This window comes from Lentzea sp. CA-135723 (genome assembly GCF_050936595.1).
Lineage (GTDB): Bacteria > Actinomycetota > Actinomycetes > Mycobacteriales > Pseudonocardiaceae > Lentzea.
The window spans coordinates 5,938,442-5,952,334 of sequence record NZ_JBNJMK010000001.1 but is presented as its reverse complement, the minus strand read 5'-3'; the positions used below and the strand labels follow the sequence as shown (position 1 = coordinate 5,952,334).

The following is a 13,893-nucleotide window of genomic DNA, read 5'->3' as shown; positions in this document are numbered from 1 at the left end:
GCGCTGGGGGCGCTCGTCGTGGTGTGGCTGTTGCTGCTCAACCGTCGCCTCGGCCTGCGGTTTCGCAGGCGGCGGGCTGTTGTGGTTGCTGGGCTGGCCGACGATGCCAAAGCAGGCCGCGTTCACCACGACCGAGGCGCTGGACCTGCTGAAGATCGGGCTCGCGGTGGTCGCCGGGTTCGGCGGTGTGGTGGCGCTGGCGGTGAACTACCGCAAGCAGCGCGTCACGGAGGCGGCGCACACGCACGCGCTCAACCAGGAGGAACGCGAGCGCACCAAGCTGTTCAACGAACGCTTCAAGGTCGCGGCCGAGTTGCTGGCCGGTGAGCAGGCGGGGCTGCGCATCGCGGGCGTGTCGGCGATGGCCGGTCTCGCGGACGACTGGGAAGCACAACGGCAGATGTGCGTGGACGCGTTGATCGACACGCTGAAGCTGCGGCAGGACGACACCGAGGTGGCGAACAAGATCTTCCGGACCTTGCGCGACCGGCTCGGAACGTCCAAGGAGGCCGGACTCTGGTCGAAGCTGAACTTCGACTTCACCGGCATGGGGTTCGTGGACGCCGACTTCAGCGAGCGCACGTTCGCCGGCGCTCTGATCTTCGACGGTGCCGAGTTCACCGAGGAACGCGCTGGTGAACTTCCAGGACACCTACTTCCTCCGCGGTGCCGTGGAGTTCGTCGGAGCCTCTTTTGCCGCGGCGGCTTCACCGGCGAGACATGGTCCTGAACCGCAAGGCGCTCCGCAACGACGGGGCGGTCACGCCGTCTTCGGAGGGCCCATGACGACGATCAGGAACGTCGCGATCGGACCGAGGAGCAGCGAGATCAGGAACCAGGCGAGGCCGCTGCGGCCCTTGGCCTGCGCCAGGCCGGCGTTGATCAACGTCAGCGTGCCCCAGCCGGCGAAGTACGAACCGTTCGTCTCGATCATGGCGGCAGCGTTGCACGACGTCAGGCGGGGTGCCGGGAAAGACGAAGGGTCCCTCGCCCGCTTCACGCGAACGAGGGACCCCGTACAGCACGTGCCTCAGTAGGTGATCGCGATGCCCGGCTCGGCCAGGAGTGCGCCCACGTCGGCCAGGAACTGCGAGCCCTGCTGGCCGTCGACCACGCGGTGGTCGAAGGACAGGGCGAGCTGGCAGATCTTGCGGACCTTGATCTCGCCGTCGACCACCCACGGCATGTCGCGGATCGCGCCCAGCGCGAGGATCGCGGACTCGCCCGGGTTGAGGATCGGCGTGCCGGTGTCGACGCCGAAGACGCCCACGTTGGTGATGGTGATCGTGCCGTTCATCATGTCGGCCGGGGACGTCTTGCCGTCTCGGGCGACCGTGGCGAGCTCGTCGAGTGCGACCGCGAGTTCCTTCAACGACATGCGGTCTGCGTCGCGGACCTTCGGGACCACCAGGCCGCGTGGCGTGGCCGCCGCGATGCCCAGGTGGACGTAGTCCTTGTAGACGATCTCGTTGGCGGCGCTGTCCCACGTCGCGTTGACGTCGGGCGTGCGCCTGGCCGCGAGGATGACCGCCTTGGCGCAGAACGCCAGCGGGGTCAGCTTCACGCCGCGGAACTCCGGCGCGTTCTTGAGGCGCGCGCGCAGTTCCATCATCGGGGTGACGTCCACCGTCAGGAACTCGGTGACGTGCGGTGCGGTGAACGCGCTGTCCACCATCGCCTGCGCGGTCGCCTTGCGGACGCCCTTGATGGGCACCCGGCGTTCGCGCGTGCCGTTGTCCACAGAGGACACGACAGGGGTAGCGACAGGTGCGGAGACCGCGGTTTCGACGTCCTCGCGGGTGATCACGCCGCCGGGGCCGGAGCCCGTCAGGGCGTGCAGGTCGACGCCGAGGTCCTTGGCTAGCTTGCGGACCGGCGGCTTCGCCAGCGGGACGTACCCGCCCGGCGCCTGCACCGGAGCGGCGACGACGACCGGAGCCGGAGGCGCCACAACAGGAGCAGGCGGGGCCACTACAGCAGCAGGGGCTGCGGGCGCGGCGTCCTTGCGGGCACGGCGCTTCGCGGCACCGGACTTCGGGCCGTAGCCGACGAGCGTCGCGATGCGGCCGCCCGGCATCTCCTCGCCGATCTTGCCGGACGAGGTGCCGTTCGCCTCTGCCGCAACAGGTGCAGGGGCAGCGGGTGCGGCCGCGCCACCGGGGTCGGTGTCGATGGTGATGATCGGGACGCCCACCTCAACGGTCTGGCCGGGCTCGGCCAGCAGCTCCGTCACGACGCCGGCCCACGGGCACGGCAGTTCGACGGCGGCCTTGGCCGTCTCGATCTCGACGATGATCTGGTTGACCGTGACGGTGTCACCGGGCTTGACGTGCCAGGTGAGGATGTCGGCCTCGGTCAGCCCCTCTGCCGTGTCGGGCAGGGGGAACTGCTTGTACTGCGGCATTTCCGGTTGTCCCCTTACCAGGCGAGAGAGCGGTCGACGGCGTGCAGCACCCGGTCGAGGTCGGGGAGGAACTCCTCCTCGAGCTTCGACGGCGGGTACGGGGTGTCGAAACCGGTCACCCGCAGCACCGGTGCCTGCAAGGAGTAGAAGCACTCCTGCTGGACCTTCGCTGCAATCTCGCTGCTGATCGAGGACTCGGACGGCGCCTCGGACACGACGATCAGACGGCCGGTGCGGCGCACCGAGTCGTAGACCGGAGCGAGGTCCAGCGGCGACAACGTGCGCAGGTCGATCACCTCGAGCGAGGTGCCGTCCTCCGCTGCGGCCGCGGCGGCGTCCAGCGACGTGCGGACCATCGGGCCGTACGCCACCAGCGTCGCGTCGGTGCCGGAACGCAGCACGCGCGACTCGAAGAGCTTGCCGGGCTGGGTCGTGGTGTCGACCTCGCCCTTCTCGTAGTAACGGCGCTTCGGCTCGAAGAACAGCACCGGGTCGTCGCAGTCGATCGCCTGCTGGATCATCCAGTACGCGTCGGCCGGGTTCGAGCACGAGACGACCTTGAGGCCGGCGGTGTGCGCGAAGTACGACTCCGGGGACTCCGAGTGGTGCTCGACCGCACCGATGCCGCCGCCGAACGGCACGCGGATCACGATGGGCAGCTTGATCTTGCCCTGGGTGCGGTAGTGCAGCTTCGCGACCTGCGACACGATCTGGTCGAAGCCCGGGAAGATGAAGCCGTCGAACTGGATCTCGCACACCGGGCGGTAGCCGCGGATCGCGAGGCCCACGGCGGTGCCGATGATGCCGGACTCGGCGAGCGGCGTGTCGAGCACGCGCTGCTCACCGAAGTCCTTCTGCAGGCCGTCGGTGATGCGGAAGACGCCGCCGAGCTTGCCGATGTCCTCGCCCATCATGATGACCTTGGGGTCGGCTTCCATCGCCGCCCGCAGGCCCAGGTTGAGCGCCTTGGAGATCGTGAGCGTCTGCACCGGGGACGCCGGGGCAGCGGCCGTGGAACGGTCCATGGTCGGAGCAGCCATCAGTGCTCACCTCCAGCAAAACCCGAGACGTAGTCGAGGAATTCGTCGCGCTGCGCGTCGAGGGCGGGGCTGCCCTCCGCGTAGACGTTGCTGAAGATCCGTTCAGCGGGCGGGTCGGGCATGTTCGTGCAGAACTCGCGCAACTCCTCGCCCAGCTTGTCGGCCTCGGCCTCGACGCCGTCGAAGAAGTCGTGGTCGGCCCACTGCTGGCGGACCAGGTAGACCTTCACGCGCTCGATCGGGTCCTTGAGCTTCCACATCTCCAGCTCGTCCGACAGCCGGTAGCGGCTCGGGTCGTCGGAGGTGGTGTGCGCGTCCATCCGGTAGGTGAACGCCTCGATGAGGATCGGGCCGTTGCCGTGGCGGCACTCGTCCAGCGCCCACTTCGTCACGGCGAGCGTCGCGAGGACGTCGTTGCCGTCGACGCGGATGCCGGGGAAGCCGTAGCCGCGGGCGCGCTGGTAGAGCGGCAGGCGCGACTGGCGTTCGGTGGGCTCGGAGATGGCCCACTGGTTGTTCTGGCAGAAGAAGACGAGCGGCGCGTCGTAGACCGCGGCCCACACGAAGCCCTCGTGCACGTCACCCTGGCTGGTCGCGCCGTCGCCGAAGAAGCACATGGTGGCTTCTCCCTCGTCGTCGCCGACCTTGCCGTCGAACTTCTGGCCCATCGCGTACCCGGCCGCGTTGAGGACCTGGTTGCCGATGACGATCGTGTACGGGTGGAAGCGCTTCTCGACGGGGTCCCAGGTGCCCTGGTCCGTGCCGCGGAAGATGCCGAGCAGCTCCGTCGGGTTGATCCCGCGGGTCCACGCGATGCCGTGCTCGCGGTAGCTCGGGAACGCCATGTCCGTCTGGCGCATCGCGCGGCCGGCACCGATCTGCGCGGCCTCCTGGCCGAGCAGCGGCACCCAGATGCCGAGCTGGCCCTTGCGCTGCAACGCGTTGGCCTCGCGGTCGACGCGGCGGATCAGGACCATGTCGCGGTACAGACCGCGCAGCTCCTCCGCCGTGATGTCGATGTCGAAGTCGGGGTGCAGGACCCGTTCGCCCTCGGGGGTGAGGAGCTGGACCAGGTCGGCACCGCCCTCGTCGGTCGCTCGCAAGCCTGCGATCACCTGTTCCGCCGTCGGTTTGGCGGCAGTGGCGGCCGGCGCTGCATCCGGCTCAGGGTGCGTCCATTGCTCAGGGGACGACATGCGCCTTCTCCTCTGTCTACTCCGACCGCCTGATCGCTCGTGACGACCTCGTGCGGCGACGTCGGCGGTCGCCGCCAACCCTGTGGGGCCGGAGGCAGCCGTCGACGGTGACGGTGGCTTACGACCACATCCTGACACGGCCTCACCCGAGTTGGTGAGACCCGTCCCACTTCGTAACACACGAGTCAACGTTCTGATCAGCGACAACAGTCGGAAGTTCGACCTTTTGTCCTCCGACTAGGCCGTCCGATTATCGGACGACGCTGTCCCGGTTACCGATCGTTAACTTCGTTCGAGGTCTCAGGGAAGAGGCTACGGACGCGGGCGGAGGCGGAGTCGTGACAGGATCGAGAGGTGGACCGCTCAGTTGTGACCAGCACCGTCAGGACGCTCTGGGACGACGACATCGTCCCGAGCCTGTCTCAGCTCGTCGCCGTGCCGGCGATCTCCCCCGCGTTCGATCCCGCCTGGGAGGAACACGGAGAGTTGGCGGCCGCGATCGAGCACGTGCGCCTCTGGATCGAGTCACGTTCGATCCCCGGCGTGCAGCTCGACGTCGTCCAACTGGCGGGACGCACGCCGCTCCTGCTCGTCGACGTGCCCGCGTCCGGTAACTCCTCCGACGACACGGTGTTGCTTTACGGACACCTGGACAAGCAGCCTCCGGTCGGCGGGTGGGGTGAAGGCCTCGGCCCGTGGACCCCCGTGCTGCGTGACGGACGTCTCTACGGACGTGGCGCGGCCGATGACGGCTATTCCGGTTATGCCGCAATCGCCGCGATCGAGGCCGTGCGCACGGCGGGCGGTGCGCACTCCCGGTGCGTCGTGCTGCTGGAGACCGGCGAGGAGTCGGGCTCGCCCGACCTGCCCGCGTACCTGGAGCACCTCTCGGACCGGCTGGGCCAGGTGGCGCTCGTCGTGTGCCTGGACTCCGGCGGCTCCGACTACGAACGGATGTGGCTGACGACGTCGCTGCGCGGGCTGGTGCAGGTCACGGCCACCGTGCGAGTGCTGGAGGGCGGCATGCACTCCGGCATGGCGTCCGGGATCGTGCCGTCGTCGTTCCGGATCGCGCGGATCCTGCTGGACCGCCTGGAGGACTCGGCCACCGGCGAGGTGCTCGTGCCGGAGATGCACGTCGAGATCCCGGCCGTGCGGCAGACCGAGGTGCGGGAGGCCGTCGAGGCCGCGCCCGGCGCGCTGTGGGGGTCGGTGCCGCGGGTCGGTGAGCTGCGGCCGATGTCCGACGACGAGGTCGAGCTGGCGCTCAACTCCGGGTGGCGGCCGACGTTGTCGGTGACCGGCGCCGAGGGGCTGCCGTTGCCCGACGACGCCGGCAACGTGCTGCGGCCGTTCACGACCCTCGTGCTGTCGTTCCGGCTGCCGCCGACCGCCGACGCGGCCGCCGCGCTGGAAGCCCTCCAGCAGCGGCTGACGACGGACGTGCCGTACGGCGCGACGGTCGAGCTGTCCCGGGTCGAGTACGCGGACGGGTGGAACGCGCCCGAGCTGGCGCCGTGGCTGTCGGCGGCGCTGGACGACGCCGGCAAGGAGGTGTTCGGGTCGCCGTGGCGGACGGTGTCGCTGGGCGGGTCGATCCCGTTCATGGGGCTGCTGCACGAGGCGTACCCGGACGCGCAGTTCCTGGTCACGGGCGCGGTCGGGCCGGACTCGAACTGCCACGTGCCGGACGAGTGGCTGCACCTCGCGCACGCGGCTCGGGTCACGGAGGCGGTCGCACTGGTGCTGGACGCGCAGTCCAGGCAGAGCTGAACTCCTCCAGCAGCGCAAGGCCTGTCGCCGGGTTGCTCCCCGCGTAACGGCGCGCTCTCGCGAGTGCGTCGACCTGCGCGGGGACGACCTCGGTCAGATCGTTCGTGAAGTGGTCGCGGACGACGGCGAGGAACGCGATCCGCGCGGCCGCCCTGTCCCCGAGGTCGCCGATCGCGGTGTGCTCCTTCGCGTAGGACGCCTGCACGCGGTCGCGCAGCACGTGCAGGTCAGGGCCGGGATCAGCGAGCACGCGCAGCAGTTTCGTCACGCCGTCGCGGTCGTCCAACGCGGTCAGCGCGTCGCTCGTCGTCTTGCACACGCGGTCCAGCTCGTCGGCGACCAGCTTCTCCGCGACGTCGGCCAGCGACGTGCCGCGCGGCTGCCGGACGATCGCGCGGGCCGAGCGGGTGAGCTGCCGGGCGAGTCCCCCGGAGAACGCGTAGGCGAGCGCCACGAACACCTCCGGCAACCCGTCCACCGACCTGCTGATCAGGCCGCGGGCCAGCTCGAAGTCCAGGTAGTCGACCCGGACGACCTCGTCGAACGAGCTGTCGAAGACGCTGCGCAGCCCCATCCCCGCGAGTTCGAAGTCGTGCTGGGCCTCGGTGGACACGGACATCAGGTAGTAGCAGCCTGGCACGTCGAACACGGCCTTGATCTCGTTGAGGAACTTGCGGGCGGGCTCGCCGGCGCCGATGCGGTCGATCTCGTCGATGGCGATCACCACCCGCACCGGGTCCAGCGTGCGGGCGACAGCGCGGACGAACTCGCGGAAGTCGTCCACCACCTCGGGGTACGTCGGCGGGCGGCCGGCCAGGCTGGTCGCGCGCTTGTGGGCGAGCTCGGCACCCCGGAACCCGAACTTGCCGCTGGTCTCCCGGGTGAGGGTCTGGACGTACGCGATGTCGCGCAGACCGCGCTGGGCCGACCTCGCGAGCCTGCCCCGTTCGCCTCGCCGGACCCGCCAGCGGCGCCAGACGCCCTTGCCGGCGGTCTCGCGGAGGTGGGCGAGCACCGCGTGGCAGGCCTGCGCGTAGAGGTGCAGCACGAACTCGCGCGGGACGTAGTCGACCGGTGCCGCGACCAGCACGCTCAGGTCGGCTGCCTGGTCCTGCCTGCGGTAGGCGCCTCGGCAGAACGCCCGCAACAGGTTGGTCTTGCCGGAACCGCGCGGGCCGGCGAGCGCGAAGCTGCCGCCGTCGAGCGTGTCGACCAGCTCGGCCAGCTCCCTGCCCGCGGGCACCGGCTGGTGGCTGATCAGCGACCCGCCCCGGTGCAGGCTCTTCGCGTCACCGAACGCCAGCGCGGTGCCGGGCACGATCCGGGTGCCACCCGACTCGGCCCGCAGCGCGGGCAGCACACCCTCGTTCAGCATCGCCGACCTCCACTCGTCGAGCGCGTTCCGCGCCGCGGCGGCCCTGCCGGCGATCATCGCCGGGGGCAGGAGCGCGGTGAGGGCCTCGGTCAGCCGGACCACGCCCCACAGGAGTCCGAACCCGAGCGGCACGGTGGCGAAAACCGCCGGCCAGGCGCCCGTCACCAGCACGCCGATGTTCGCGGCGACCACGGTGAGGCTGATGAAGCCCAGCCCCGCGAGCCCCCACCACCACGCGACCGTCCTTCCGATCACGTTCGTGTAGGACACCGCGAGCATCACCGCGGCGGTCCCGGCGACGGGCGCCGTGTAGCCGACGACGGGGATCGCCGGGTTGCCGTTGACGCCGTACTTGAACAACAGCACCGCGAGCACCCACTCAGTCACCGGAAGCACCACGAGCAGCAGGAAGCGCCACAGGAACGGACGCCTCGCCGCGAACCCCGATGTGCCGACGGCGAGCTTCGCGTAGCGGTCGTGCTGGACCCGCGCAGAAGCGACGATCCACGGCTTGGCCCCGCGCAGCACCGCCCGCAACGACTCCGGGTCGCCCGGCTCCAGCGCCGTCGCCACGGCCTGCTCGAAGACCTCGTCCTCGGTCACCCGTGCATCGTGCGCTCGTTCGGGCACGACCCAAATGGGCCGAACAGGTCACACCCGGCACCCATTCCAGTCGACTTTTAGTGAGGAAACACTCAGACAAGACGTGGGCCCGACCGGCCGTCCTCGCTGGTGTCCCACACTGGGGCGATGGGCGAACAAGCGGAACGGGCGCGTCTCGCGGAGTCGGATGCACCGACTTCGCCGTGGCGGCTGTGGGGGCCGTACCTGTCGGGTCGCCAGTGGGGCACGGTCCGGGAGGACTACTCGCCAGAGGGGGACGCCTGGGCGTCGTTCCCGTTCGACCACGCCCGTTCCCGTGCCTACCGCTGGGGTGAGGACGGCATCGCCGGCATCTGCGACGTGCACGGGTTCATGAACTTCGCGCTCGCCCTGTGGAACGGGAAGGACCCGATCCTCAAGGAGCGCTACTTCGGTCTCGCCAACGAAGAGGGCAACCACGGCGAGGACGTCAAGGAGCACTGGTGGATCACCGACGGGACGCCCACCCACTCGTGGATGCAGATGGTCTACCGGTATCCGCACCGGGAGTTCCCGTACGGGCAGCTGCGGGAGATGGCGCGCAACGCCGGCCGGGAGAACCGCGAGCCCGAGCTGAGCGACACCGGCGTGCTCGACGAGAACCGGTTCTTCGACGTGCAGATCACGTACGCGAAGGCCGAGACGGACGACATCTGCGTCGAGATCAGCGCCACCAACCAGGGGCCTGAGGACGCGCCGCTGCACCTGTTGCCGCAGCTGTGGTTCCGCAACACGTGGGCCTGGGGCCGCGACCAGCGGCCGTGTCAGCTCGTGGCCAGCACCACGACCGGCAGGAAGGTGACGGCGGACCACGGGAACCTGGGGCGGTACACGCTGCACCTGGGCGACTCGCCGACGATGCTGGTGACGGACAACGAGACCAACGAGATGGCGTTGTTCGGGGCCGAGCGGAACCCGTCGCCGTGGACGAAGGACGGCATCTGCGACTACGTGGTGCGCGGGAGCACGTCCACGTGCCAGGTCGTGGGGCCCGACGACGCCGGGGTGGCCGGCACGAAGTTCGCGGCCTGGTACTCGTTCGACCCGGTGGAGCCGGGCGAGACGGTGACGATCCGGCTGCGGCTGATCGGCGGGGACGGGCACCTGGACCCGTTCGGGCCGAGCTTCGAGGAGACGATGCGGCAGCGGAAAGCCGAAGCCGACGAGTTCCACGACGCGATCGCGCCGCAGACCGGCTCGGAGGAGAAGCACGTGCTGCGGCGTGCGCTCGCGGGCCTCATGTGGACCAAGCAGCACTACCGGTTCCGCACGCGCGACTGGCTGGACGGCGACCCGACGAAGCCCGAGGCGCCCAGTTCACGCCGCACCCCTGAGGCTCGCAACGTGCACTGGCGGCACCTCGACGTGGCCGACGTGATCTCCATGCCGGACGAGTGGGAGTACCCCTGGTTCGCGGCCTGGGACCTGGCGTTCCACACGATTCCGTTCACGCTCGTGGACCCGGCGTTCGCGAAGGAGCAGCTGCTGCTGTTCTGCCGCGAGTGGATGATGCACCCCAACGGGCAGATTCCGGCCTACGAGTGGGAGTTCGGGGACGTCAACCCGCCGGTGCACGCCTGGGCGGCGTTGCAGGTGTACCGGGCCGACGGGAGCAGGGACCGCGGGTTCCTCGCCAAGATCTTCCACAAGCTGCTGCTCAACTTCTCGTGGTGGGTCAACCGCAAGGACGCCGACGGCAGCTACCTGTTCGAGGGCGGGTTCCTCGGCATGGACAACATCGGGCCGGTCAACCGGTCGGAGCCGATGCTCGGCGAATGGCGGCTGGAGCAGTCGGACGCCACGTCGTGGATGGCCGCGTACAGCCTGCACCTGATGCAGATCGCGCTGGAGCTGGCGCGCGACGACGAGTCCTACGAGGACGTCGCGACGAAGTTCGTCGAGCACTTCCTGTCGATCGCGGGGGCGTTCACGCACTTCGGTTCACACGGCGGCGGGATCTGGCACGACGAGGACGGCTTCTGCTACGACCGGGTGTCCCGCCGGCACCACGACGGGTCGGTCGAGTCCGAGCCGGTGCGCGTGCGGTCGATGGTCGGGCTGATCCCGCTGCTGGCGTCCGCCGTCCTGGAGCCGTGGGTGCTGGAGGAGCTGCACGGGTTCACGAGCCGGCTCGAGCACCTGCTGAAGCGCCGGCCCGAGCTGCGGCAGTTCATCACGTTCCACTACGAGCGCGGCGCGTTCGTGTCGCTGCTGGACGACGACAAGCTCAAGCGCGTGCTGCACCGGATGCTGGACGAGCAGGAGTTCCTGTCGCCGCACGGGATCCGCTCGCTCAGCGCCGCCCACCGCGAGGGCCTCGAGGTCAAGGTCGCCGGCCAGGACCACCGCATGGGCTACGAGCCCGGCGAGTCGCACACGCCGATGTTCGGCGGCAACTCGAACTGGCGCGGGCCGATCTGGCTGCCGACCAACGCGCTGCTGGTCGAGGCGTTGCGCACGGTCTGCGCGTTCCACGACGGCATGTTCCAGGTCGAGATGCCGACGCGCTCCGGGCGCTGGGTCACCGCGGGCCAGGTCGCGGACGAGCTCTCGGATCGGCTCGTCGGACTGTTCCTGCCCGACCACGACGGGCGCAGGCCGGCGGACGGCAAACGGGTGGAGGCCTCCGAATCACCCCTTTGGCGCAAGCACGTCACCTTCAGCGAGTACTTCGACGGTGACACGGGTGAGGGTCTCGGGGCGACCCACCAGACCGGCTGGACCGCACTGGTGGCGGGTCTGATGGTCGACAGAACACGCTGACCAGCACTGTCGTGATCAAATCCTGATCAAGAAAGTACTAGCTGGTAGTAATCATTCGTGCGCAATACGTGCAGATGTTGTGTGATCTGAGCCAAATCACGCAAGATTCTGCGTCCAGAACACTCTTTTGACAGAAGATCGTTGCAAGGGAGTGGCCTGTAACACGCACGTGCTGTCCAGGGCGTCACCCGAGTGGCAGGATCCCGTTCACTCGTCCGCGACAGTTACGAGGAGTGACGCAGTGGCTCGTCGAACCAGGCAGTTGATGGCCATGATCCCGGCCTTGGGACTGGCCGTGATGGCAGCTTCAGGCTGCGCGACTCCCGTGAACCAGCCCGCTGGCGACTCGGGCGTCTCGCTGGTGCAGAGCGGCAAGCTCGTCACCTGCACCCACCTGTCCTACAAGCCGTTCCAGTTCAGCGAGGGCGACAAGACGGTCGGCTTCGACGTCGACCTCGTCGACCTGGTCGCCAAGGAGCTGGGTGTCACCCAGCAGATCTTCGACACGCCGTTCGAGACGATCACGTCCGGCACGTCGTTCAACGCGAACCAGTGCGACCTGGCCGCGGCGGGCATGACGATCACCGAAGAGCGCAAGCAGGCGATCGACTTCTCCGACCCGTACTTCGACGCCTCGCAGGCGCTGCTGGTCAAGAAGGGGTCGAACCTCAAGGCCCTGGCCGACCTCAAGGGCAAGAAGCTCGGCGTCCAGCAGGACACCACGGGTGAGAAGTACGCGAACGACAACGCGGCCGCCAACGGCTACACCGTCGTGCAGTTCGAGGACCTCCCGCTGTCGGAGACCGCCGTGCGCACCGGCGCCGTCGACGCCGTGATCAACGACAACGGCGTGCTCTACGACTACGCCAAGGAGTTCCCGGACACCGAGGTCACCACGGAGTTCGCGACCGGTGAGCAGTACGGCATCGGCATCAAGAAGGGCAACACCGCCCTGCAGACCAAGGTCAACGACGTGTTGAAGAAGGCCAAGTCCGACGGCCGCTACGACACGATCTACGAGAAGTGGTTCGGCAAGAAGCCGACGTCGAAGTAGTCGCGGTTCTGGGGGCCGGTGCGAGCTCGAACGCGCCGGCCCCGCCGCTTGTCCGAACCACCTCCGGTAGGAGCCGCAATGGCCATGTCCAAGCGCAAGCGCGCGGAGTACATCCGCTACGCGCAGTACGGACTTCTGGTAGTCATCGCCGCCCTGGTCGCCTTCCTGGCCGACTGGGGGCAGATCAAGGGCGCGTTCTTCAACACCGAGATCGCCGCCTCGATGTTCCCCAACGTCATCACCGTGGCGTTGAAGAACACCATCATCTACACCGCGCTCGGCTTCGCGTTCGGACTCGCGCTCGGCCTCGTTCTCGCGCTCATGAAGCTGTCCTCGGTCGCTCCGTACCGGTGGATCGCGACCGTCTACATCGAGTTCTTCCGCGGCGTGCCCGCGCTGCTGGTGTTCATCGGCATCTACTACGGCGTGCCGATCGCGTTCCAGATGCAGTTCCCGCCGCTGACCACGGTCATGCTGGCGCTCGGTGGCGTCGGTGCCGCGTACATGGCGGAGACGATCCGCGCCGGCATCCAGGCCGTGCCGAAGGGCCAGGTCGAGGCCGCCCGTTCGCTCGGCATGTCGCAGGGCCGCGCGATGATCACGATCGTGATCCCGCAGGCGTTCCGGATCATCCTGCCGCCGCTGACGAACGAGCTGATCCTGCTGACCAAGGACTCCTCGCTGATCTACATCCTCGGCCTGTTCCGCGAGCAGTACGAGCTGACCAAGTTCGGCCGGGAGACGCTGAGCCGCAGCCCGTCCCTCACGCCGATCCTCATCGCGGGTCTGTGTTACCTGATCATCACGCTGCCGCTCGGCTATCTTTCGCGGTACCTGGAGCGTCGTGGCACCAGCGGTAAGAAGAAGGTGTCGGCATGAGCGATGTCGCCGTCGAGATCACCGGGCTGAAGAAGTCGTTCGGCCCGCTGGAAGTCCTCAAGAACATCGACCTGCAGGTCAACCGTGGTGACGTGGTCTGCATCATCGGCCCGTCGGGTTCCGGCAAGTCGACGTTGCTGCGGTGCGTGAACATCCTCGAGGAGCCGAACGGCGGCAAGATCGTCGTCAACGGCACCGAGCTGACCGATCCGGACGTCGACATCGACAGGGCCCGGACCAAGATCGGCATGGTGTTCCAGGGCTTCAACCTGTTCTCGCACCTCAACGTCCTCGCGAACCTCACGGTGGCGCAGCGCAAGGTCCTCAAGCGCTCCGAGGAGGAGGCGAAGAAGGTCGCGCTGCACAACCTCGAACGCGTGGGGCTGAGCGAGAAGGCGCACTCGATGCCCGCGCAGCTCTCGGGCGGTCAGCAGCAGCGCGTCGCCATCGCGCGGGCGTTGTCGATGGACCCCGAGGTCATGCTGTTCGACGAGCCGACGTCGGCACTCGACCCCGAGCTCGTCGGTGACGTGCTCGGCGTCATGCGCCAGCTCGCCGACGAGGGCATGACGATGCTGGTCGTCACGCACGAGATGCAGTTCGCCCGCGAGGTCGCCGACAAGGTGATCTTCATGGACGGCGGCTACATCGTCGAGGAGGGCCCTGCGGCCGAGGTGATCGGCAACCCGCAGGAACCGCGCACCCAGGAGTTCCTGGCGCGCGTCCTGGACCCGACGCACCACGGCCCGAGCGACCCGGTCTAGTCG

At 68.6% G+C, this 13,893-nt stretch carries 11 protein-coding genes; 6 read left to right on the top strand and 5 right to left on the bottom strand.

Annotated elements, in window-relative coordinates; all coding sequences use genetic code 11:
• Nucleotides 1–103 precede the first annotated feature (103 nt).
• On the top strand, nucleotides 104–730 hold the full coding sequence (locus tag ACQEU1_RS27425) for a hypothetical protein (protein WP_433207523.1): 627 nt from the start codon (nucleotides 104–106) through the stop codon (nucleotides 728–730).
• A gap of 30 nt (nucleotides 731–760) precedes the next feature.
• Here the strand turns inward: ACQEU1_RS27425 and ACQEU1_RS27420 are convergent, their stop codons facing one another.
• The 4 genes from ACQEU1_RS27420 to pdhA all read right to left on the bottom strand — a co-directional run bounded on the left by ACQEU1_RS27420 (nucleotide 761) and on the right by pdhA (nucleotide 4,640).
• Nucleotides 761–934 (bottom strand): hypothetical protein, encoded by a 174-nt coding sequence (locus ACQEU1_RS27420; protein ID WP_433207520.1) that lies wholly within the window; start codon nucleotides 932–934, stop codon nucleotides 761–763.
• A 96-nt stretch (nucleotides 935–1,030) separates the two neighbouring features.
• Nucleotides 1,031–2,404 (bottom strand): dihydrolipoamide acetyltransferase family protein, encoded by a 1,374-nt coding sequence (locus ACQEU1_RS27415; RefSeq protein WP_433207517.1) that lies wholly within the window; start codon nucleotides 2,402–2,404, stop codon nucleotides 1,031–1,033.
• 14 nt (nucleotides 2,405–2,418) lie between these two features.
• On the bottom strand, nucleotides 2,419–3,444 hold the full coding sequence (locus tag ACQEU1_RS27410) for an alpha-ketoacid dehydrogenase subunit beta (protein ID WP_382441226.1): 1,026 nt from the start codon (nucleotides 3,442–3,444) through the stop codon (nucleotides 2,419–2,421).
• Nucleotides 3,444–4,640 carry a pyruvate dehydrogenase (acetyl-transferring) E1 component subunit alpha gene (pdhA, locus tag ACQEU1_RS27405; RefSeq protein ID WP_433207514.1) on the bottom strand — a complete coding sequence of 399 codons (1,197 nt, stop codon included), beginning with the start codon at nucleotides 4,638–4,640 and terminating at the stop codon, nucleotides 3,444–3,446. Before pdhA ends, ACQEU1_RS27410 begins: the two co-directional genes overlap by 1 nt.
• 354 nt (nucleotides 4,641–4,994) lie before the next feature.
• On the opposite strand from pdhA, the gene ACQEU1_RS27400 reads away from it, so the two are divergent.
• Nucleotides 4,995–6,413 carry a M20/M25/M40 family metallo-hydrolase gene (locus tag ACQEU1_RS27400; RefSeq protein WP_433207511.1) on the top strand — a complete coding sequence of 473 codons (1,419 nt, stop codon included), beginning with the start codon at nucleotides 4,995–4,997 and terminating at the stop codon, nucleotides 6,411–6,413.
• On the opposite strand, the gene ACQEU1_RS27395 is transcribed toward ACQEU1_RS27400, so the two are convergent.
• On the bottom strand, nucleotides 6,364–8,391 hold the full coding sequence (locus ACQEU1_RS27395) for a hypothetical protein (protein ID WP_433207508.1): 2,028 nt from the start codon (nucleotides 8,389–8,391) through the stop codon (nucleotides 6,364–6,366). The two genes, ACQEU1_RS27400 and ACQEU1_RS27395, sit on opposite strands and share 50 nt — an antisense overlap.
• A 147-nt stretch (nucleotides 8,392–8,538) precedes the next feature.
• Here ACQEU1_RS27395 and ACQEU1_RS27390 point away from each other — a divergent pair, with 147 nt between their 5' ends.
• The 4 genes from ACQEU1_RS27390 to ACQEU1_RS27375 all read left to right on the top strand — a co-directional run bounded on the left by ACQEU1_RS27390 (nucleotide 8,539) and on the right by ACQEU1_RS27375 (nucleotide 13,890).
• Complete coding sequence (locus ACQEU1_RS27390) at nucleotides 8,539–11,193, top strand: MGH1-like glycoside hydrolase domain-containing protein (protein ID WP_433207505.1); 2,655 nt, start codon at nucleotides 8,539–8,541, stop codon at nucleotides 11,191–11,193.
• 241 nt (nucleotides 11,194–11,434) lie between these two features.
• Complete coding sequence (locus ACQEU1_RS27385) at nucleotides 11,435–12,247, top strand: basic amino acid ABC transporter substrate-binding protein (RefSeq protein ID WP_433207502.1); 813 nt, start codon at nucleotides 11,435–11,437, stop codon at nucleotides 12,245–12,247.
• A 78-nt stretch (nucleotides 12,248–12,325) separates the two neighbouring features.
• Nucleotides 12,326–13,126: an amino acid ABC transporter permease gene (locus ACQEU1_RS27380; protein ID WP_433207499.1), complete on the top strand. Its 801-nt coding sequence runs from the start codon at nucleotides 12,326–12,328 to the stop codon at nucleotides 13,124–13,126.
• Nucleotides 13,123–13,890 (top strand): amino acid ABC transporter ATP-binding protein, encoded by a 768-nt coding sequence (locus tag ACQEU1_RS27375; protein WP_433207496.1) that lies wholly within the window; start codon nucleotides 13,123–13,125, stop codon nucleotides 13,888–13,890. The genes ACQEU1_RS27380 and ACQEU1_RS27375 overlap by 4 nt, the downstream gene beginning before the upstream one ends.
• Nucleotides 13,891–13,893 lie beyond the last annotated feature (3 nt).